Origin of the sequence: Lactobacillus sp. 3B(2020) (assembly GCF_013487845.1) — a bacterium.
Lineage (GTDB): Bacteria > Bacillota > Bacilli > Lactobacillales > Lactobacillaceae > Limosilactobacillus > Limosilactobacillus alvi.
Genome location: NZ_CP047410.1, coordinates 2,020,363 through 2,039,662, shown reverse-complemented (window position 1 = coordinate 2,039,662; position 19,300 = coordinate 2,020,363). Strand labels below are relative to the sequence as shown.

The following is a 19,300-nucleotide window of genomic DNA, read 5'->3' as shown; positions in this document are numbered from 1 at the left end:
CGATGAAGATGAATCGGACAGTGCGTGATTTTGAACGTGCCTTAACAGCACTGTTGGAGGAGCAACAATTTGAGAAGATTACGGTGAATGAAATTTGTGAAGAAGCCTTACTTCACCGGAGTAGTTTTTATCGGTATTTCCGGGATAAGTATGATCTGCTAGAACAAACGATTAAACATCGTTTGAATATTTTGGTTGAAAAGTCTGAAACTGAAGATGATTTAATTGAAGCCGTAGTTGATTCAGTCGCAACTCATAATGGGTTTTACAAAAATTTAACCCGGAGTGGGAGCCGGGATTCCTTGTATACGGAAGTTTTGCGGATTTATAGCGAAATTTTGATGGATATCAAAGAGAATGGTCCGAAAAATACGGTAATTTATAAGGCATTGAATACTACTAAGCAACCAAAACTGTTAGCTTATAGTTTAGGTGGGGCGATTATCGGTACTTTTTATTGGTGGCAAAATCAAAACTTTGATGTTCCAAAGGGTGAAGTAGTAAGCTTCTTTAAGGAAATTGTTGATATGTATTCGAAGGCTGATAAATAAAGCCTAACAACCTAAGATTAGTTCAAGAGAGGCTGGGAAAAAACTCCTAGTCCAAAGTAAAAACCGGATGATGAATTTCTTGAACAATTCATCATCCGGTTTTTATGTACACAGGAAATCGTTCCTGATATGATGTAATTACCACAAAAACAAACAAAAAGGAGCGATTTCCATGTATCAAAATTATACCATAGGGCAAACCGAATTCGTACTAAACTATAACTATGATTTACCACAGAATCATGTTGCGCGACTAATTAGTGCATTTGTCGACTCAATTCCACAGGAGGTTCTATTGGAAGAGTCGGTGGCGGCTACTGGCCGCCCTGCATCGCATCCAGCAATTATGCTTAAGATCCTCTTGTTTACCTACTCGCGTCAAACTTATTCTGGAAGAAAGATTGAAATGATGTTGGATGAGAGTCTACCAATGCGTTGGTTAGCCCATGACTATACTTATAGTTACCACACCATCAATAACTTTCGGAGCAGTCAGCACGCTAGTAATCTGATCAAGCGTGCTTTTGTCTACTTTACCATGGCTTTAACAGATCACGGCCTAATTCAAAATGATGCAGTTTTTATTGATGGAACCAAGGTCGAAGCTGATGCCAATAAATATTCATTTACTTGGCGTCGTGCAGTGGAAAAGTACCACGCTAAGTTAAGGGAAAAGACAAGTAAGATTTATGAGGAATTAGTGGAAAAACGAGTGGTGCAAGAAATGGCGCCAGAGCTGGTCACTTCTGCCGAAGGCATGAAAACAATGGAACAAGAACTCGGAGAGCAAATCACTAAATTAGATGAAGAGATTGAGCAAGAACCCAAAATCATCAAAGGTGGTTCAGTTAGGAAACGGCGTCGTCGTTTCCTAAAAAAACTTCGTCACCAGCTAAGCAACGACTTAATTCCTCGTGCCCAAAAGTATGAACATGCCGAAGATATCTTCCAAGGTCGCAATAGCTACTCCAAGACTGATCATGATGCGACTTTTATGTGTATGAAAGAAGATCCGATGATGAATCGGGAATTGAAACCTGGCTATAACTTACAAATTGCCACTCATAAGCAATTTGTTCTTGATTACGGATTATTTTCAAACCCAACTGATACAAGGACTTTAGTACCATTTCTTAAGCAATTTCATGCCTTAGGCTTCTTTAAACATATCGTCGCTGATGCAGGTTATGGTAGTGAATACAATTACACAACGATTCTTGATCAGTTTGAAAAGCAACCTATTATTCCCTATACAACTTATCAAAAGGAACAGAAGCGCAAGTTTAAAAACGACCCAACTAACTCACAAAATTGGCAGTATAACGCCGAAGATGATTACTATATTGATCATTTAGGGGTTCGTTTTAGCTTTTATCGGTATAGTGAGCAAATCGATAAATATGGTTTCAAACGTGATTTTAAAATCTATCGGGCAGATAAGCACCAGCCGTCAGCGCAATTGGATAAATTAGCGAAAACACCAGGTGGTCGGCAACGTTATATGAAGGTTAACCCGACCTGGAATTATTACAAAGCAAAAGTGAAAGCGACCCTCTCAAGTGACGAAGGTAAGGCGATTTATCGTCGACGGAAGTTCGACGTTGAGCCAGTCTTTGGTCACATGAAGAGGGATTTTGGCATACGCCGAACTCATTTGCGTGGTCAACGGGCTGTGGAAAATGACATTGGCCTAGCCCTGATGACATTAAACATAACGAAATTGGGACAATTAATTAACCGATGGAGGGCCAATTTCATAAACAATCGAAAATCCGGACTACAATTTTTGATCAAGGCAAAAATTATAGTCCGGATTTTAATGTTAGAGGGGCAAAAATTAATAGTTAATTCCCACCCTCTCTTTGTCATCTCCGAATGTTACTCAGTAACTAAGGTCAAAGCAGTAGCTGAATGGCAGTTGCTTCCCTAACGGTCGCACCAACCGATTCAGCCTTGCATGGGCTCACAAACGCCAAACCAGTTGGCTGGTTCGCTCCAAATCACGGCCTTAGCGGATAAGTGCGAACGAAAGGTCGATTCTAATGAATCAACCTTCGTCCTTCTTATCCCAACCAGGCCGTCAAGGAGCTTTTTTCCCAACCTCTTCTTTTTCATCTCTGAATATGACTCAAAGTGGCATTTGGCTTGCAAATCAACCTTCGTCCTTATCTTTTCTAGGCGTCGCGAAGTTTTTCCCAGCTTTCTTTAGTTATATCTAAGGTTTATCCAAGTTGTCGTTCCTTACTTCACGAATTGTTTCAGGTACTCATGGCTTGCCAATTGTTCAGCGCAATTACCTTGGTCTTTGAGGTTGATTTCGTAAATATCGGTGGCTTTTGGATTAAGGGTCGGCAATACTCGTTGCCAGTCAATCTTACCTTTACCGAGTTGAAGACTATCGTGGGTTTGGCCCATTGAATCGACTAAGTGGTAGTGGACAATAGCTGGCTTAACATGATTCAGGCTAGCGACTAGCTTGTCATTATTGCCGTGGACACTAATAAAAGCGTGGGAGACATCGCAAACTAGCCGGTAGTGATGATCCAGAATCGTTTGTTCAACTTCTGGGTCACCATAGAAAAAGATAGGTGAAATGGAATTTTCAAACATCACATTATCACCACCGATTGCTTGGAGCCGATCTAACATTTGGAAGTTAAGTTGTCGGGCACTGGCCAGGTCGGGATAGTAAGCCAGCATTTCGTCAAAGCCATGTTCACTATCGTAAGAACCATGAATTAAGGCTTGAATGCCGAGTTCCTGGGCAACTTCGATGAGGGTAACTGCGGTCCGGTGAACGAAGTCGTATAATTCAGGAAAAACTCTTTCTGGCGTGATGAGTTCAGTATGGTGGCCTTGAAACTTCATTGGTTGGTGAAGAATGATGTTCTGAATTCCCTGGCTTTGAACTAGGCCAATCATTTTTTTAAGGTGGTTAAGCCCTTCCGGAGTAAAGTCTGGAACGTCCGTGAAGAATTCAAAGACTTCGGGCCGGTGTCGTAGCCGATCCATAATTTGGGCGGGGTCAGAATTTGCTTTTAAACCAAGCATTGGAAACATAATCAAACCTTCTTTATGAGATTAATTTATCTTTATCATAAGCCTTTGCATGAGAAAGCAAAAGTCACGTGGACAAGAAATTGCTCTGAGTGGCTATTAGTATTGGACTAAGACGGGACCATGATCAGTTTGCACAAGATCACAATTAATTTTAAAGGTTGAAGCTACTTGCTCAGCGGTCAGGACTTCATCGGGAGTGCCCGTAGTAATTAATTGACCGTTCGCAAATAAGCAACAATAGTCACTATATCGCAAGGCTTGATTAAGGTCATGAAGGATCATGACGATAGTGAGGCCGGTCGATTGGTTAAGGGCTCTTAGTTGTGCTAAAAAACGAGCCTGGTAATGGAGATCGAGGTAAGTTGTAGGTTCATCCAAAAATAGGTATTGGGGATGTTGGTTAAGAGCTAAGGCTAACCAGACTCGTTGGGCTTGACCCCCAGATAATTGATTAACCAATTTAGTTGCTAGATCAGTGAGGTTGAGTTGTATTAGAATTGAGGCGGTATTTTCGTTATCGGGATCACTAAAAAGCGTTGATTGATAAGGAAGTCGGCCTAGCTGGACCAGATCTTTAACCGTTATTTCATCGTAAAGTTGGTGTTGCTGTTGAACGATGGCAATTTTTTGGGCACTCGTTTGGGCATCAAGTTCCCAAAGATCTTTATCATCCAAGAAAACAGTCCCGCTAGTCGGTCGTAATTGACGGGTTAGTAGCTGAAGAAGAGTCGATTTTCCGGAACCATTGGGCCCTATGAGGGTAGTGATTTGGTGTTCTGGAATGGTGATTTGTAAGTCTTGAATGAGGTTTGGTTGACCAGGGTAAGCAAAAGTTAGGTGTTCAGCTTTAAGCATTTTGCGGCCCCCCTTTCAAAATCCAAATCAAGGCTGGCCCCCCAATGATCGCTAAGAGCGCCGCAGCTGGTAACTCGCTTGGCCGGACGATCAAGCGACCAACCGTGTCGAAGAAGAGTAAGAGCCAACCGCCAGCAAGCATGATAAAGGGAAGAAGCCGGTTATAGTCATGACCAACTAGGCGGCGCCCAACGTGAGGAACGATAATACCGATAAAAGCTAAGACACCGATGCAGGCAGTTGCGGTGGTGGCCAAGAAAACCGCTACGAGAAGCAGTCCCCGCCGGAGGCGCTTTGGAGATTGCCCCAGGGAAATGAGTTGGGCATCGTCAACTTTGAGATAATTTCCCCACGGGGCTAAAATAACGGCTAAAACCAGGCCGCTTAAGCCTAAAACCGCGAGGGTTAAGGTACTCGTCCAGGTCACGGTCGCAAGGGAAGTACTGGCGGTTCCTGGCAGGGTTGGGATTAGGTTAACTAGGCCGGAAAACATTGCGTTAATAGCAACTCCGACTAAGATTAGCCGGTAAGGATCCATTTTGGGTTGGAAACGAACGAGAATTTCAAAAGCGACCAAACCACCAAGAAACGCCCAGGTAACTCGGTTTAAAAAGATCCCAGGAATTAAGAGGCCGCCAATTAATTGAAAAAAATTAGCGCCGGTGGCTACCCCCATAATTCCAGGGTCAGCAATCGGGTTTCGCAGCGCCGCTTGAAAGAAAGCCCCACTAACCGAAATGGTAGCGCCCGCTAAGAGGGCCGCTAAAATCCGGGGAAGGCGGATATTAAAAAGGGTATTTTGGTTCGTCGTGGTTAGATTCGTTAAACTAAAGTGACTAGCACCGTTGGTAAAGGCCAATCCTAAGGTTAAAACTAAGAAAATTAAAAGGCAGAGATAGGTTAGAGTTATTTTTTTCATTGTTATTTACTTGGGTAGAGCCATTGACTAACTTGCCGTAAAGCCTTTGGCGCTTCCATATTAGCTGAAGCGTTAAAGGTTGGTTGCTTTAAATCATATACCCGGTGATTTTTGACGGCGGGCATGTTCTTCCAAACCGGGTTTGTTTGGAATTCCTTCTTAAATTGTGGAATCGTGACTGATGGCATGGCGTGGGACAAACGGAGGATTACGTCTGGATGCTTGGTTGCTAAAGTTTCATTGCTTGGGGAAAGGTAAGTTTGACCTTTAGAAGTATAAACGTTTTTTCCGCCAGCACTGCGCACGAGGTCCCCAACGTAGGAGTGGTCCGTCGCAATTAAATAGCCAGCTCCTGGCATCCCCATTAAAACTAAGACCCGGGGATGCCGGCCATGTTGGCGGCCCTTAACTTGGCTAATTGCCTGGTTGATTAACTTAATTTGTTGGTTAGCTTGTCGGGTCCGGTAATATTCTTTCCCTAGCTGCTTTAAGGTCGTCTTTAATTGCCCAACCGTATCAAGTTTGAGGTAGGTAACCGGAACACTTTGGGCTTTAAATGATGAAGAATATTGATCTTTTAAGGTTGAAACTGCGTAAACCTTTGAGGGGTTTAAAGAAGCGATCTTTTCCACACTGGGTGACATGGGGCTACCAACATGGGTTACGTTTTTATAACGACTTGGTAGTTTTTGTGAAGTCGTTGGCACGCCAACTAAGTCAACATCCAACTTATCAAAAATTTCAGTAATAGCATCTGTGGTCGCGACGATCCGTTGGCTTTGGGCAACTTGTTTATTGACAAAGTAGCGAATTGCTACGGCACCACCGCCGATAATGACTAACAAACTAACAAGAATAATGATTAAGCGTTTGCGAGAATTCATAAAAGGCCTCCGAAAAAAAAGGTGATAAAGCAACACCGCTGATAATTCAAACGAACCAATCAGCGGTGAATTTTGGTTATTAATGCCGAGGGAGCTTCTTCTTTGCGTTAACGACAAAGTAGGTAGCGGCCGCAATGATAATGACCAAACCAAGACAACCGCCAATTAATACATAGTAGAACAACTTTTGGTTCCGGTCGTTAGCTGCTTGGGCTTGAACATTTTGCTCTAAGGTCTTTTTAGCAAGACGACTTTCCTTTTTACTAGCAGCTTGGGATTGGGACTTTGCTTGGGCGTTTAATTTTTTAAGCTTTTGTTGTAATTGGGGATCATTTGCCCCCGCAACACTTGCGGCTTGACTACTAGTTCCCGCGCTACTGGTTTGAGTACTCCCAACTTTAGCACTCTTCCCGTTTAGGGCTGGGAGTTGGCTAGTATCAAACTTGAAACTAATGTTGTGGTTGGCAGTATAGACATTGGGGATCGAAACGTAGATGGCACTTGAAATTACTCCGTTAAGTGATTTAGCGGTAAAGGAGTAAGTATAGTTATATCCACCATCACCTTGGGTTTTCGAAACGTTTTGGGGTGCTTGACCATTAATGCTATTGACAGTAACGGGCCATTGACCAAGGTTTGCGGCCGTGTGGATGGTCATGGTCACCACGTATTGGTTTCCAGAAACCGTTACTTGTGCCGGCCGAACGTAGTAGCTACTAGCCATTGAAGTTTCGTTCGTTCCGTATTTTAAGGCCTGGTAATTAACGTTAGCGGCGTTAGCTGAAGTAGCGGTAAACAGACCGAGGATGGTAAAAACCGCTACTAACAACCACCGATACCAGAATGACTTGGTTTTATTCATCGTAGTAATGTCCCTTCATTTTCTTCGTAAAGCGGTAGTTCCAAATCATCGTTCCACCGATGATTCCTAAACCAACAAGCATAAATAAGATCATGGTAGCGATGATTGGGTAATCGATCAGCGATGCTTGGACGCGGTGCTTAATCCCGTGGGGAACGGCATAACGGGCAAGCAACTTTTGGGCAGCTTTGAGGTCAAATGGTGTAATTGCAGCCGCGTTGACCGCTCCAGGAGTGCTGGTGATATTGCTGGTGATATCGCCACCAGTATTTCCGCTAATTGCGCCGTTAGCACCACCACCAAGGGCTGCAGTACCATTACCAGTACCGTAACCAGAAACGTTACCACCATTTTTAGCACCATGGAAGTCAAACCAAACTTGATAATTTTGAGCGGGCATATTTAAAATGGGCACGCCAACTAAGATTTGACCAGCTGTCCGTTGGTTTAAGGCGCTGGCGTTACTAATGTGGAAGGTATAAGTCCAGATATCCTTACCCCCGCTTAGGTGATGGCTTTTACTAGTAATGGGACCAGCGGCCATTGAAACCGGGGAGAAAGTTGCTGCTCCGTGGGCAGCTTGAATGGTCATCGTAACATCAAAGCCACTGGATCCGGTTTTAACAACGTGAGCGGTATGGGTATAGAAAGCATTGGCATCTGAAAGACCACTTTGGTCTTCCTTGTAAACAGCGTAACCAATGTCTTGGACTTGTTTGGTTGGATCGATAACGTTGCCGTTATTTTGGTTAGTAACAACTGTTGGGGAGGTTGAGGTTGAATTTTCACCTTTGAAGGCGGCTTGATCCCAGACTAGGTAGGCGGATTCATCCTGGTTACCTAAGATTGCTAACTTAAAGGTTGCGAGAACGCCCCCTTTTTCGTATTGAGCCTTGGTTAAGGTAACAGTGTAGTTAGCGGCATCGTCATGGCGGTTAGTTGGTGAAATTACGTGCCCGTTAATTGAAACCCCTTGATCGGCATTAAAGTATTGAAAACCAGAAATCAGGTGGAAGGTTAGTTGGTAATTATCGCCCACCGGTTTAACCGTAACTTGTTTGTCAAAGAATCCAGCGGCTTCGGAAGTCTTAGTAGTGTTATCTTTGTTTAAGACAGCGAGCGGCTTAGTAAAGGTCGTACTAGTTGCTTGGGAAGTTCCAGTTTGCGAACTGTTCGAATTTTTAGTGGATTGTGAGGAGGAGCTGGTGGCTACGGAACTAGTTGAGGAGGTCGAAGTGGAATTTGAGCTAGTGCTACTACTGGAGCTGGCTTGTGTAAGCTTGCTCATATCGACTTTTAAGTCAGCCTTTTCATTCATGGTATTTCCCATGATATTAAGGTTCATATCAACCGTATACTTTCCACTAGTATTCGGAAGATCGAAGGTAACAGTAGCCTGATTATTGGCTTGCTTTTGGATCTGGGCCGCTTGCCCGCCTTCAATTTGTAGCTTTTGAACGAAGTTGGCGCCCCTTGGCATTGTCAAAACTAATTGATATTGGCCATTATTGTTTTTAAGCGTGGCAGTTGAATCAAAAAAATTTGCCGCATCGGAACGGTCATTGGTCCCCTGCTTTAGGAAATTTGCCGTTGTTGAAACGGCAGTTGAATCATCGGCTTTGACTGCTACTAAAGGGATTAGATTGACGGCGGTTACCCCGTATGATCCAAGTAAGCCTAAAAGTGACACTGATGTAATCACTCGATAGGCAATTTTAACCCCGGACTTCACTAAAAACGCCTCCTTAGACTTTAAAGGATAAGATTATCTTAAGTTTAATCGTTTACTTACTTTATTTCAATAAAATTTCGCATTTATAGGTGATAATCCTAATCTTTCAATTGTTAGACTGCGATTTTAATCGAAAGATGACATAATTATCGCAAGTTAAAATTTTATAATCTTTAAATTTTTAGTTACTATGCGGAGGATGAACTATGCATAAGAAAAAATTAAGAAGGCGGCAGTTTTGGCGGCTTCGGTTGCTGGATTGGCTACTACTGCGGGCTTTGTTGCTAATCAGCCGACGATTCATGCTGGCACAACAAAAATTATTGCCATCAACCAATCTACCGATAAATAAAATATGGTAACGAGGGATCAAAATAAAGTGACGACTGCTCAGAGTGCGGTAGCGCAAGTTAGTTTTTTAAAGTCTGGCGATCAAGGTCAAAAAACTAATAAACCTTCAGAATTGAGTTGCATGTTTAGCGGTTCAACTGACATTAAAACTGATGAAACTGCGGTAAACGTAACCATTCTTTCGACCAACATGGCCCACATGATTAGTAACTTCCACTTAGAAAATGAAAACCTTGATTTTGTAAAAGCAAGCCAAGTTTCTACAAAGAGTACGGCAGATTGGCAAGTAAGCTTAGCTAAGAACGCGGACTTACCAACAGCTACAGCAACAAGCTATCTTCTTGGGATGACGATTAATACTGGGGTACCAGGAATGCTACGATGAACGAAAAGGCTTATCTCAAAATCATCTACCCCCAAAGGATTATGGAGGCAGTAGCGGAGATCCGGGCATACGAAGCGGCACTTTTGGCCGCTGATAAAGCAGCGGAGACCCTTACTAATGCAAAAAATGCGCTAGAAGTTGCCAATGAAGCATTGAGCAAAGCCCAAGGGGCCCTCAAAGCCGCTGAAGCCTTAGCAAAAGAAGCTTCCCAACCGACTGAACCGCAAAATGATAATAGCCAAACGCCGACGACACCTTCTGCAAATGGTGGTGAAACTACGCCGACAAAGAATAGTCGACCATCTGGTAATGATAAAGGGACTAGTCAATTATCCGTGAATAACGGAACCAAAACTGATAATCGGGTTCAGCCTACAATTACTACGGCATCAACTAAAAAGGTTGAGTTAGCTACGCCCAAAGCTGTTGTTACAACGCAAGCATCGACTACCAAAGGAGCTACATTACCACAAACTGGGAACGAAAAGTCTGGTTTAGCTTTACTAGGTTTAGCATTAATGAGCATGCTAGTCATGCCGGTTAAAAGGTTAGTGAAGTAATTACTAAATAAGTTAAAAATAAATAATAAATTGTAAAAACGGGGTTGGTGATAAAGGGTCAACCTCGTTTTTGATTTGAAATTGGTGCTTCAGATAGGGATACGATCTCAAACCTGACCAAACCGTTAAGCAATGTCAAATCATTTTATGACAAGGGGTTGACATAAAGTAAGTGAATCCCTATACTAATCAATCGTGAGTTTAATCACAAGAGAGGAAGGAATTATTCATTATGTCAGAAAAGATTTCTAAGGGACGCCAATTTTGGCAATCCGTATGGGTTGGAATTATTGCCGGAATGATTTCCGGAATGGTTAAGATTGGGTGGGAAAAGATTCTCCCACCCCGGACGTTAGCACGGGACGCTACGAATCCGCCGCAACATATGTTACAACAATTAGGAGCTTCCGCTAAGTTTACTCACACCTACGTGTACTATAATACGGATCAAAAGGTGTTCTGGGTTGCTTTAATTTTGCACTTTAGCTTCTCAATTTTCTTTGCTTGGTTATTCATCTACTTGGCCCAATTCGAAAAAACTAAGTGGATTGCGGCTTGGCAAGGAGCCCTTTATGGGATTATTATTTGGATTGCTTGGCACATCATTATTATGCCAGCCTTCGGAACTACCCCAGCTCCGTGGAACGAACCATTCGCAGAACATTTCTCCGAATTCTTCGGCCACATTGTTTGGGCTTGGGCAATTGCGGCAGTTTCCTACTTTATGATCGCAAAATCAAAGCATTCAGACCTTACTACTAAATATTTATAATGGCTATTAATTACAGGGATTCGACGAATGTCGGTTCCTGTTTTTGTTTTACATAAAATGGTTGACGTTGATCTTTAATCGGTAGTTTAATGTTAGTGAATGACAAAAAGTAAGTGGAGGTTTTAACAATGATTCATACTACAACCACAGATTTAATTGCTAACCACCGCACGATTCGGTCTTTTAAAGACCAAACCTTGTCACCAGAACAACTAGAAACCTTATATACGGCAGCAAGTCATACTTCGACGAGTATGTTTCTACAACAATTTAGTATTTTGCACGTTACGGATCCGGCCAAGCGAGCGGCAATCCGGGCGATTTCGGGTCAACAATATATTGGCGCAAACGGGGACCTGTTCGTATATATTGTTGACTTACACCGGAATCAACAAATCCGTCAACAACTGGGCTTTGATGATGGGCGTCTTCACACCTTTGATGTTTTTATGCAGGGGGTTGAAGATACGGTCTTGGCTTTGCAAAACACGGTAACAGCTGCTGAAAGTATGGGCCTTGGCGCCGTAATTTTGGGATCGGTTAACGATGATCCAGAGCAATTAGTGAAGGTGCTTAATTTACCAGCATTAACCTTCCCAATCTTAGGCCTGCAAGTTGGAGTGCCAAACCAAGAACCCCAATTAAAACCGCGGCTACCAATTAACCAAATTGCCTTTGAAAATGAATATCCAAGGGACTTTGATGTTCGTAGTTTGGCTGATTATGATGAAATCGTCCAAACTTACTATGATTTACGCAATGCTAATCGGCGGATTGATTCCTTTACTAAGCAAATTACGGGCAGTAAGTTAACCAAGCAGACCATTGAGCGCGATAAGTTAGCTGGGCTCCTAAAGCATCAAGGATTAGCCTTAGATTGGCAGTAATTTAGAAAGGAAAATAGTTATGACTTTAGAAAACGTAAATTCACCATTAAAGCTTAATAACGGGGTGGAAATTCCGTGTGTTGGTTACGGAACTTTCCGGACAGACCCAGCGGTAACCGCTCGAGCGGTAAAAGACGCCATTCAGGCTGGTTTCCGCCACATTGATACGGCAATGATTTACCATAATGAAGAAGGGGTTGGCCAAGGGATTAAGGCGTCTGGTGTTGACCGGAAGAACCTCTTTATTACGAGTAAGCTTTGGAATACGGATCGTGGTTACGAATCGACGAAGGAAGCTTTCCAAAAGAGTTTGGATCGTCTAGGCTTGGATTACCTCGACCTTTACTTGATTCACTGGCCAGCGAACGAAAAGCAATTTGGCCCGGAAGCCTCTAGGATTAATGCTGAAACTTGGCGGGCAATGGAAGAACTTTACGAAGCCGGCAAGATTCGGGCGATCGGGTTGAGTAATTTCATGCCGCACCACGTTGCTGAATTGATGAAGACGGCCAAGATTAAGCCAATGGTTGACCAAATTGAAGTTCACCCAGGTTGGTCACATAGCGAAGAAATTAAGAAGATTCAAGCGATGAATATCCAAGTTGAGGCTTGGGGACCGCTTGGGGGCCAAGGGGCCACTGTTTTGACTAATCCAACAATGGAAAAAATTGCGGCCGCCCATGGAAAAACCACGGCTCAAGTTAGTCTCCGTTGGGTAATCCAACAAGGCGTTTTGCCATTACCAAAGTCCGTCCACGTTAATCGGATAAAGGAAAACATGGACGTCTTTGATTTTGAATTGTCTGATGCTGAAATGGCTGAAATTTCAGCTTTGAAGGACCTTGGTGGGCAATGCAAGGATCCCGATGAAGTTGATTTCTAATGGTGATAGTTAATTAACCGCTAGGTAAGTAACTTTACTTAGTGGCTTTTTGCATCCAATCATGGAAACTAGGAGCAAGACATGAAAAAACTTTACTTTCTCTGTACGGGAAATTCATGCCGGAGTCAAATCGCTGAAGGGTATGCGAAAAAGTATTTCCCGGGAAATGAATTTGAAGTCCGGAGTGCGGGGACCCAGCCAGACCAACTCAATCTTTTAGCAGTTAAGGTTATGCAAGAAGATGGGGTGGACATTAGTCAGCAATATGCGAAAGCAATTGATCCAGCTTATCTTAAAGATATTACCTTGGTGGTGACGCTTTGTGGGGATGCCCGGGATCATTGTCCAACCTTACCAACTGGAGCCCAACACCTCCATTGGGCTTTACCTGATCCAGCTAAAGCGCAAGGATCGGCGGCTGAATGCTTAGTGGTTTTTCGTCAGGTTCGGGATGAAATTAAGCGCCGGATACTTAAATTGAAAGCGGAAATGACAAAGTAGAAAATGATTTAGGAAGAAACTATCAAGACCACTAATTTAAAGGTTGGAACGTAGCTAACACAACTTTGAGTGTAGATCGCTTGTTCACATATCGTGTAATAAGTAGTAGCCGACTGTAAGGCGGGGAGGGCCCACTTGATTACTGCCTTGGAGCGAGCCAGCCAACTGGTTTGGTGTTTGTGAGCCCATGCAAGGCTGAATCGGTTGGTGCGACCGTCAGGGAAGCAACTGCCTTTCAGCTACTGCCTTGACCGTCGTTGCTGAGTAACCTTCGGAGATGAAAAGAGAGGGGCTGGGAAGAAACGTGCGTTTCTTCCCAGCCCCTCTTGTGTTTTACATTTATTCAGAAAAGTTAATCCTCATCGTCAACCCGGGCTGGTTGTAAAGCGACCTGTGGTTGAGGTTTAACAAAGTGAACAGCTAAACCAAGAACTAAACCAACGAGAGCGGGAACTAACCAAGAAAGGCCAAGAGCTGATAGTGGTAGCATTGCCCGCAAACTAGCGACGCTTTGACCAAAAGTACTAGCGGAAACCACTTTCGGGAAGGAAACGACCATGTCACCAAGGGCGGGGACAACGGTGAAGAGAACGACAAAGAAGTAGATGCGACTGTCCCGGTTAAAGAAGTTTGAGAAAACGGATAAGAGGATCAAGACCATGGCTAAGGGGTAGAGGAACATTAACATTGGCGTGGACCAGGCGATGATTTGTTCCAACCCAAAGTTAGCTGTTACAAAGGATGCCAAGGTCGTCAAGGCTAACCAAGTGTGGTAAGAAACTTTGGGAAAGTGCTTGTGGAAGTCTTGGGCAAAGGCCGCAACTAATCCCACGGCGGTAGTTAAACAAGTAACCGTGATTAAGACAGCAAGGACTGCTTGACCAAAGGCACCACCATAGTAGTGAACAATTTGAGTAAAGGCAACCCCACCGTCAGCCGAAAGCTTAAAGTGACCGAGGGACATGGCCCCAGCGACAATTAAGAGAAGGTAGATTAATCCTACTCCGGTCATGGCTAATAAGCCGGCCTTAGCAACAACTTTTGAAACATCAGTACTCTTCTTTTGGCCCATTTGCCGAACAGCGGAAACTACCGTTACCCCGAAGGCTAAACCGGCGAGGGCATCCATTGTGTTGTAACCTTCCAAGAAGCCATTAACAACTGCACCGTGAGTGTAAGCAGCCGTTGATGTTGCATGCATTGGATTGCCCATTGGCATTAAGAAAGCAACCAAAAACATCAAGAATAACAGTGCTAAGAACATGGGATTCAAAACCTTCCCAACGTTAGCAAGAATGCTATTTTCGTGGTAAGAAAAAGCGAAGGTTAACCCAAAGAAGACAACGGAGAAGACTAACAGGGCTAATTGTTGGTAGTGGGCGGGCACAAATGGGGCGACCCCAACGGTGAAGGAAACAGTCGCTGTCCGTGGGGTCCCAAAGAGAGGACCGATCGTTGCGTGAATCAAAACCATAAAGGTTAAGGCAAAGCCAACTCCCAGTGGGCGCCCAACATCAAAGACCCCTTCGGAACGGGTAACCGCGATTGCCATGACGGAAAGTAGCGGCAATAAGACCCCGGTTACCAGGAAGCCTAAAGCGGCTGGCCCCCAATGCCCACCGGCTAATTGACCAAGGTGGAGTGGAAAAATCAAGTTCCCGGCCCCGAAGAAAAGACCAAAAAGTAACGAAGCGACAACGAAATATTCACGCCAAGTAAGCTTTCGTGAAGATAATGATTGCATATGTATTCCTCCTATCTTCGAACCCAATGAAAAAAGGCGTCCCGCAATTAGCTTGAACTAACTGCGGGACGCCTCAGCGCGGTACCACCCGTTATTATGGCAATATTACTACTGCCATCTTACTACGTACGGTCAGCAAACTGACGATACGCGTGCACGGTAATGGGTGCCACCACCGAACCTTGGCTGGCTCGGACTCGAAAGTGATTTTCAGTTTAAATCGTTCCTACCCCCTCGCACCAACCGGGGTTCGCTGCTGGTGAAATAAACTTACTCTTCTTTCTCATTGTGTTCGAATAATTTAAGTTAGTTTTAATCTTAGTTAATTTTTCTCTAATCGTCAACCTCAAAAGCGAATTTTATTTTATTTGTTGTAAGAAATGCTGATAAATCAATGTCTTTGGGTGGAAATAAATTTAAATCAAGGAAGAATATTTGCACTTAGAAGCAAAAGTGTTATACTTGCTACAAGTCAAAAATTAAAGAACGCTAAGAAAAGATGAGTAACTTTTGGCGCTAATCTCCAGCGAAGTGGAAATGATGGGAACCACGATTAGTTAAAAAGTGAAGATGGTCTAGGAGCGGATCGATTGGCGAATAATTAGCCAATTGCGGTTGGGCCCGTTAACTGCCCACAGAATGCTTAGTTCTGTTTGAGTGATAAGTACTAGGGTGGTACCGCACCGAGATTATCGGAGCCCCTTGAGCCGGTTGGTTCAAGGGACTCTTTTTTAGTGTTAGAAAGGATGATTAGGATGACAGCACCATTTAAGAATGATATTGTAGGGAGTTTTTTGCGGCCACAAGAATTAAAAGCAGCGCGGCAAAAGTATTTTACTGGTGAATTAGACCGGGATGCTTTAACGGCAGTTGAAGATCGCTTAATTACGGACTTGGTGCAAAAAGAAGTTGATAACGGGCTCCAAGCCGTTACCGATGGTGAATTTCGCCGGAGCTGGTGGCATTTAGATTTTCTTTGGGGCCTTAACGGAGTTGCTAAGTATGATGGGCATGAATCATACAAGTTTCATGGCAAGAAGACGCGGACTGATAATGCGGAATTAGCAGGGAAGGTAGCTTATAATCCAGACCATCCTTTCTTTGCCGCCTTTAAGTTCTTACACGGTCTGGCGCAAGAGCATGGGGTGGTTGCTAAACAAACGATTCCATCACCGACGATGCTTTTCCGTGATCATCGCTCTGACAACTGGCCAAAGTTTTATGATACCCGGGTAGATTACTTAACTGATCTCGCTAAGGCCTACCACCAAACCATTCAACACTTCTATGATTTAGGTTGTCGGTACCTTCAAATTGATGATACGACCTGGGCATTTTTGATTGCTAAACTCAATGATACGAAGGAGCAACCGGAGGAACACGCCAAATATGTTGCTTTATGTGAAGACGCGGTAACGGTAATCAATGGTGCTTTGGCTGGATTACCAGAAGATTTGACGGTTACAACCCACATTTGCCGGGGAAACTTCCGCTCAACCTTCTTATTTGCCGGTGGCTATGGACCAGTAGCGAAGTACCTTGGGCAACTTAATTACGATGGTTTCTTCTTGGAATACGACAATGACCGGTCCGGGGACTTTTCTCCCTTGGCGACGATTTGGAACCAACGGTCGAACATTACCTTGGTCCTTGGCTTAATTACTTCCAAGGAGGGGGCGCTTGAAAAGCCAGCTAAGTTGAAGGCGCGCTTAGAAGAGGCAAGTACTCACGTGCCGTTGACCAATCTTGCTTTGAGTCCGCAATGTGGGTTTGCTTCTACGGAAGAAGGAAACTTGTTAACTGAAGATCAAGAATGGGCCAAGGTCCGTCTGGTAAGGGAAGTTGCGGAAACAGTTTGGCCAGGAGCTTTTCAATAATTAGTGATTTCTCATAAAAAGTAAGCTCAGGTGGTTGACATTTGTCGATCAAACGACTAGGATTAAACTTAAATTAAAGATCAATGAAAAACAGGAGGAAACGAAATGGTTTGGGATTCCCAAATGCAAATGATGACGATGCCGTGTTGTTGTTCAAACAACCGGTTATTTGGGCATCCTCAAATTTCAGCGTTCCGAAGGGATCATTAGGTTAAAACCGATGATTTGAAAGCACTCGCTGTTCCATTGGGGATAGCGAGTGCTTTTTTTCTTTGAGAGGAGGAGAAGCTTTTGAGTTGGTCAGTGATTGTCCAGAGCTTACCGACGTTTGAAAAGGCGTTGTGGGTAACGATCTGGATGTCAGCAGTTGGGATTGCCTTAGCAGCCCTGGTTGGGTTAATCGTTAGCTTAGCCGAGTATTTCCGGGTTCCGGTTTTGCGGCAGGTCCTAACAGTTTATGCAGAAGTGGCGCGGAATACGCCGTTGTTGTTGCAATTATTCTTTCTTTACTATGCCTTTCCGGTATTAGGCTGGAAAATGTCAGCTACGGCCTGTGGGATTGTGGGCCTAACCTTTTTAGGTGGGGCCTACATGGCTGATGGCTTTACCGGGGGTTTTGAGGGGGTTAGCAAAACTCAGATTGAAAGTGGTAAAGCCTTGGGGATGAGCGATTGGCAGCTTGCTCGGTACGTGGTTTTCCCGCAAGGGTTAGCCTTGAGCGTACCGGCCTTTGCTGCTAACGTGATCTTCTTGATCAAAGAAACTTCAATCTTCTCCGTGGTGGCGATTCCAGAATTAACGAATACGGCTCTGGACTTAATTGGCTTGTACTATCGGAGCAACGAGTATTTGTTAGTTTTAGTTTTAGCCTATGCCGTAATTTTAATTCCAGTAATTCTGTTTTTAGATTGGCTTGAAAGGAGGGTTCGCCATGGCGCATTCGGGAATTAATGTCCTCTTTGCGGGACATAATTTTGCCCGGCTAATGGGCGGTTTATGGACCTCAGTTTGGATCGCCGCTTTGTCGATCCTCTTTGGCGGAATTTTAGGAATTCTTTTTGGCTTTTTACGGACCCGGTCAAACCGTTTAGTGAAACTGATCTTTCGCTTATATCTTGAATTCTTCCGGATTGTTCCAACCGTTGTGTTATTGTTTTTGGTTTACTATATTTTGCCACGACAATTTAATGTAAACTGGCCCGGAACCTGGATGGCGGTGCTAGCTTTCACGCTCTGGGTAGCTGCCGAGTACTCTGATATTGTGCGCGGCGCTTTGGAGTCAGTTCCAAAACACCAAATTGAAGCGGGGGAAGCTTTGGGGCTAAATGATCGTCAATTATTCTGGTACGTTTCTCTTCCACAAGCCTTTCAATTGGCTTTGCCCGGAACGATTAACTTGGCAACCCGGGTGATTAAAACCACTTCTTTATTGATGTTGATTAGCGTAATGGATGTGATCAATATTGGCCAACAAATCATCGAAGCGAATAACAACGAACATCCAACCACGGTTTTCTGGGTTTACGGGTTAATTTTTATCCTCTATTTTATCGTCGATTATCCTTTATCCTGGTGGGAACGACGGTTGCGAAAGAGTAGTAAGGAGGTTAAGTAATGGCAACTGAATTAATGCGGGTTGATCATTTAGACAAGTATTATGGTGACTGGCAGGCTCTGCATGATATTAACTTTTCGATTCACGAAGGAGAGGTAATTGCTTTAGTTGGGCCTTCGGGTTCCGGAAAAAGTACCTTGATTCGAACCCTAAATGGTTTGGAACCTTATCAAAAGGGGACGATCACTTTTGAAGGAAAAAAGGTAACCCCCGATAAGGTAAGCTGGCAAAAGCTACGCCAGAAAATTGGGATGGTTTTTCAGAGTTATGATTTGTTCCCGAACTTAACGGTGATGGGCAATATTCTCTTGGGACCAACCAAGGTTCAAAAACGAGATGAAGGCGAAGTGAAGGCAGAAGCCCAAAAGTTACTGGAACGGTTTGAATTAGCGGATCAAGCTGATGCCTATCCGCGGCAACTTTCTGGGGGACAAAAGCAACGAATCGCAATTATCCGGGCACTGATTATGCATCCCAAGTTGATGTTATTTGATGAAGTTACCGCCTCGCTTGACCCCGAAATGGTTCGGGGAGTCTTAAACATTATGCAAGAACTAGCCGAAAAGGACCACATGACAATGATCATTGTGACCCACGAGTTAACCTTTGCCGCTAAGGTGGCCGATCAGGTCCTGTTCCTTGAAGATGGCCGTCTCCGTGAAACCACTTCTGCCAAGCAATTCTTCACCAACCCCCAAACCGACCGGGCCAAAGAGTTCTTGGCAAGTATGGATTATTAAGAAAGCTGTTTTGCCAGGTTGAGGCGATGATAAGAATAAAATACTCGCTAAAGTCAACTTTAACTGGATTTGAGACCATGTACTTATCTAGAGCGTCAACCCTAGCAAAGCCGAATTGCGCA

The 19,300-nt window shown here is 43.9% G+C and carries 19 protein-coding genes and 1 other annotated feature; of the genes, 12 read left to right on the top strand and 7 right to left on the bottom strand.

Annotation, left to right across the window (positions count from 1 at the left end; genetic code table 11):
* Window positions 1-2: 2 nt before the first annotated feature.
* Both GTO83_RS10095 and GTO83_RS10090 read left to right on the top strand, forming a co-directional pair.
* Window positions 3-551 carry a TetR/AcrR family transcriptional regulator gene (locus GTO83_RS10095; RefSeq protein ID WP_180870911.1) on the top strand — a complete coding sequence of 183 codons (549 nt, stop codon included), beginning with the start codon at window positions 3-5 and terminating at the stop codon, window positions 549-551.
* Window positions 552-723: 172 nt separating this feature from the next.
* The gene (locus GTO83_RS10090) at window positions 724-2,481 is read left to right on the top strand and encodes an IS1182 family transposase (protein ID WP_255463123.1); all 1,758 of its coding nucleotides are present in this window, start codon (window positions 724-726) and stop codon (window positions 2,479-2,481) included.
* A 311-nt stretch (window positions 2,482-2,792) separates the two neighbouring features.
* On the opposite strand, the gene GTO83_RS10085 is transcribed toward GTO83_RS10090, so the two are convergent.
* The 6 genes from GTO83_RS10085 to GTO83_RS10060 all read right to left on the bottom strand — a co-directional run bounded on the left by GTO83_RS10085 (window position 2,793) and on the right by GTO83_RS10060 (window position 8,863).
* Complete coding sequence (locus tag GTO83_RS10085) at window positions 2,793-3,611, bottom strand: sugar phosphate isomerase/epimerase (protein ID WP_180870909.1); 819 nt, start codon at window positions 3,609-3,611, stop codon at window positions 2,793-2,795.
* Between the two features lie 96 nt (window positions 3,612-3,707).
* Window positions 3,708-4,466, bottom strand: a complete 759-nt coding sequence (locus tag GTO83_RS10080) for an ABC transporter ATP-binding protein (RefSeq protein WP_180870908.1) — start codon at window positions 4,464-4,466, stop codon at window positions 3,708-3,710.
* On the bottom strand, window positions 4,459-5,385 hold the full coding sequence (locus tag GTO83_RS10075; RefSeq protein ID WP_180870906.1) for an iron ABC transporter permease: 927 nt from the start codon (window positions 5,383-5,385) through the stop codon (window positions 4,459-4,461). The genes GTO83_RS10080 and GTO83_RS10075 overlap by 8 nt, the downstream gene beginning before the upstream one ends.
* Window positions 5,386-5,387: 2 nt before the next feature.
* Complete coding sequence (gene isdE, locus GTO83_RS10070; protein WP_180870904.1) at window positions 5,388-6,269, bottom strand: heme ABC transporter substrate-binding protein IsdE; 882 nt, start codon at window positions 6,267-6,269, stop codon at window positions 5,388-5,390.
* A gap of 79 nt (window positions 6,270-6,348) precedes the next feature.
* Complete coding sequence (locus GTO83_RS10065; RefSeq protein WP_180870902.1) at window positions 6,349-7,131, bottom strand: NEAT domain-containing protein; 783 nt, start codon at window positions 7,129-7,131, stop codon at window positions 6,349-6,351.
* On the bottom strand, window positions 7,124-8,863 hold the full coding sequence (locus GTO83_RS10060) for an NEAT domain-containing protein (protein WP_180870900.1): 1,740 nt from the start codon (window positions 8,861-8,863) through the stop codon (window positions 7,124-7,126). Before GTO83_RS10060 ends, GTO83_RS10065 begins: the two co-directional genes overlap by 8 nt.
* A gap of 379 nt (window positions 8,864-9,242) precedes the next feature.
* Between GTO83_RS10060 and GTO83_RS10055 the strand changes: the two genes are divergently transcribed.
* The 6 genes from GTO83_RS10055 to arsC all read left to right on the top strand — a co-directional run bounded on the left by GTO83_RS10055 (window position 9,243) and on the right by arsC (window position 13,202).
* The gene (locus GTO83_RS10055; RefSeq protein ID WP_180870899.1) at window positions 9,243-9,599 is read left to right on the top strand and encodes a hypothetical protein; all 357 of its coding nucleotides are present in this window, start codon (window positions 9,243-9,245) and stop codon (window positions 9,597-9,599) included.
* Entirely contained in the window at window positions 9,596-10,159 is a 564-nt protein-coding gene (locus tag GTO83_RS10050; RefSeq protein ID WP_180870897.1) for an LPXTG cell wall anchor domain-containing protein, read from the top strand. The genes GTO83_RS10055 and GTO83_RS10050 overlap by 4 nt, the downstream gene beginning before the upstream one ends.
* A 232-nt stretch (window positions 10,160-10,391) precedes the next feature.
* Entirely contained in the window at window positions 10,392-10,931 is a 540-nt protein-coding gene (locus tag GTO83_RS10045) for a DUF1440 domain-containing protein (protein ID WP_180870895.1), read from the top strand.
* Window positions 10,932-11,059: 128 nt separating this feature from the next.
* Window positions 11,060-11,818 (top strand): NADPH-dependent oxidoreductase, encoded by a 759-nt coding sequence (locus GTO83_RS10040; protein ID WP_180870894.1) that lies wholly within the window; start codon window positions 11,060-11,062, stop codon window positions 11,816-11,818.
* A gap of 19 nt (window positions 11,819-11,837) precedes the next feature.
* Window positions 11,838-12,701, top strand: a complete 864-nt coding sequence (locus GTO83_RS10035) for an aldo/keto reductase (RefSeq protein WP_180870892.1) — start codon at window positions 11,838-11,840, stop codon at window positions 12,699-12,701.
* A gap of 81 nt (window positions 12,702-12,782) precedes the next feature.
* Entirely contained in the window at window positions 12,783-13,202 is a 420-nt protein-coding gene (arsC, locus tag GTO83_RS10030) for an arsenate reductase (thioredoxin) (protein WP_180870890.1), read from the top strand.
* A gap of 352 nt (window positions 13,203-13,554) precedes the next feature.
* Here arsC and brnQ read toward each other — a convergent pair whose 3' ends face one another.
* Complete coding sequence (gene brnQ / locus GTO83_RS10025; protein ID WP_180870888.1) at window positions 13,555-14,946, bottom strand: branched-chain amino acid transport system II carrier protein; 1,392 nt, start codon at window positions 14,944-14,946, stop codon at window positions 13,555-13,557.
* Window positions 14,947-15,007: 61 nt separating this feature from the next.
* Window positions 15,008-15,242, bottom strand: a binding site (T-box leader).
* Window positions 15,243-15,701: 459 nt separating this feature from the next.
* Here brnQ and GTO83_RS10020 point away from each other — a divergent pair.
* The 4 genes from GTO83_RS10020 to GTO83_RS10005 all read left to right on the top strand — a co-directional run bounded on the left by GTO83_RS10020 (window position 15,702) and on the right by GTO83_RS10005 (window position 19,178).
* Window positions 15,702-16,823 (top strand): vitamin B12 independent methionine synthase, encoded by a 1,122-nt coding sequence (locus GTO83_RS10020; protein ID WP_180870886.1) that lies wholly within the window; start codon window positions 15,702-15,704, stop codon window positions 16,821-16,823.
* A 291-nt stretch (window positions 16,824-17,114) separates the two neighbouring features.
* Window positions 17,115-17,774 (top strand): amino acid ABC transporter permease, encoded by a 660-nt coding sequence (locus tag GTO83_RS10015; protein ID WP_180870885.1) that lies wholly within the window; start codon window positions 17,115-17,117, stop codon window positions 17,772-17,774.
* Complete coding sequence (locus GTO83_RS10010) at window positions 17,755-18,438, top strand: amino acid ABC transporter permease (protein ID WP_180870883.1); 684 nt, start codon at window positions 17,755-17,757, stop codon at window positions 18,436-18,438. Before GTO83_RS10015 ends, GTO83_RS10010 begins: the two co-directional genes overlap by 20 nt.
* Window positions 18,438-19,178, top strand: coding sequence for an amino acid ABC transporter ATP-binding protein (locus tag GTO83_RS10005; protein WP_180870881.1), 741 nt, complete (start codon window positions 18,438-18,440; stop codon window positions 19,176-19,178). The genes GTO83_RS10010 and GTO83_RS10005 overlap by 1 nt, the downstream gene beginning before the upstream one ends.
* Window positions 19,179-19,300: the final 122 nt, after the last annotated feature.

Bases quoted from the DNA above. Each gene is read 5' to 3' on its own strand.
- GTO83_RS10005 (WP_180870881.1), top strand. From the start codon at position 18,438: ATGGCAACTGAATTAATGCGGGTTGATCATTTAGACAAGTATTATGGT.
- brnQ (WP_180870888.1), bottom strand. From the start codon at position 14,946: ATGCAATCATTATCTTCACGAAAGCTTACTTGGCGTGAATATTTCGTT.
- GTO83_RS10075 (WP_180870906.1), bottom strand. From the start codon at position 5,385: ATGAAAAAAATAACTCTAACCTATCTCTGCCTTTTAATTTTCTTAGTT.
- GTO83_RS10050 (WP_180870897.1), top strand. From the start codon at position 9,596: ATGAACGAAAAGGCTTATCTCAAAATCATCTACCCCCAAAGGATTATG.
- GTO83_RS10040 (WP_180870894.1), top strand. From the start codon at position 11,060: ATGATTCATACTACAACCACAGATTTAATTGCTAACCACCGCACGATT.
- isdE (WP_180870904.1), bottom strand. From the start codon at position 6,269: ATGAATTCTCGCAAACGCTTAATCATTATTCTTGTTAGTTTGTTAGTC.
- GTO83_RS10090 (WP_255463123.1), top strand. From the start codon at position 724: ATGTATCAAAATTATACCATAGGGCAAACCGAATTCGTACTAAACTAT.
- GTO83_RS10010 (WP_180870883.1), top strand. From the start codon at position 17,755: ATGGCGCATTCGGGAATTAATGTCCTCTTTGCGGGACATAATTTTGCC.
- GTO83_RS10095 (WP_180870911.1), top strand. From the start codon at position 3: ATGAAGATGAATCGGACAGTGCGTGATTTTGAACGTGCCTTAACAGCA.
- GTO83_RS10020 (WP_180870886.1), top strand. From the start codon at position 15,702: ATGACAGCACCATTTAAGAATGATATTGTAGGGAGTTTTTTGCGGCCA.
- GTO83_RS10080 (WP_180870908.1), bottom strand. From the start codon at position 4,466: ATGCTTAAAGCTGAACACCTAACTTTTGCTTACCCTGGTCAACCAAAC.
- GTO83_RS10085 (WP_180870909.1), bottom strand. From the start codon at position 3,611: ATGTTTCCAATGCTTGGTTTAAAAGCAAATTCTGACCCCGCCCAAATT.
- arsC (WP_180870890.1), top strand. From the start codon at position 12,783: ATGAAAAAACTTTACTTTCTCTGTACGGGAAATTCATGCCGGAGTCAA.
- GTO83_RS10045 (WP_180870895.1), top strand. From the start codon at position 10,392: ATGTCAGAAAAGATTTCTAAGGGACGCCAATTTTGGCAATCCGTATGG.
- GTO83_RS10065 (WP_180870902.1), bottom strand. From the start codon at position 7,131: ATGAATAAAACCAAGTCATTCTGGTATCGGTGGTTGTTAGTAGCGGTT.
- GTO83_RS10035 (WP_180870892.1), top strand. From the start codon at position 11,838: ATGACTTTAGAAAACGTAAATTCACCATTAAAGCTTAATAACGGGGTG.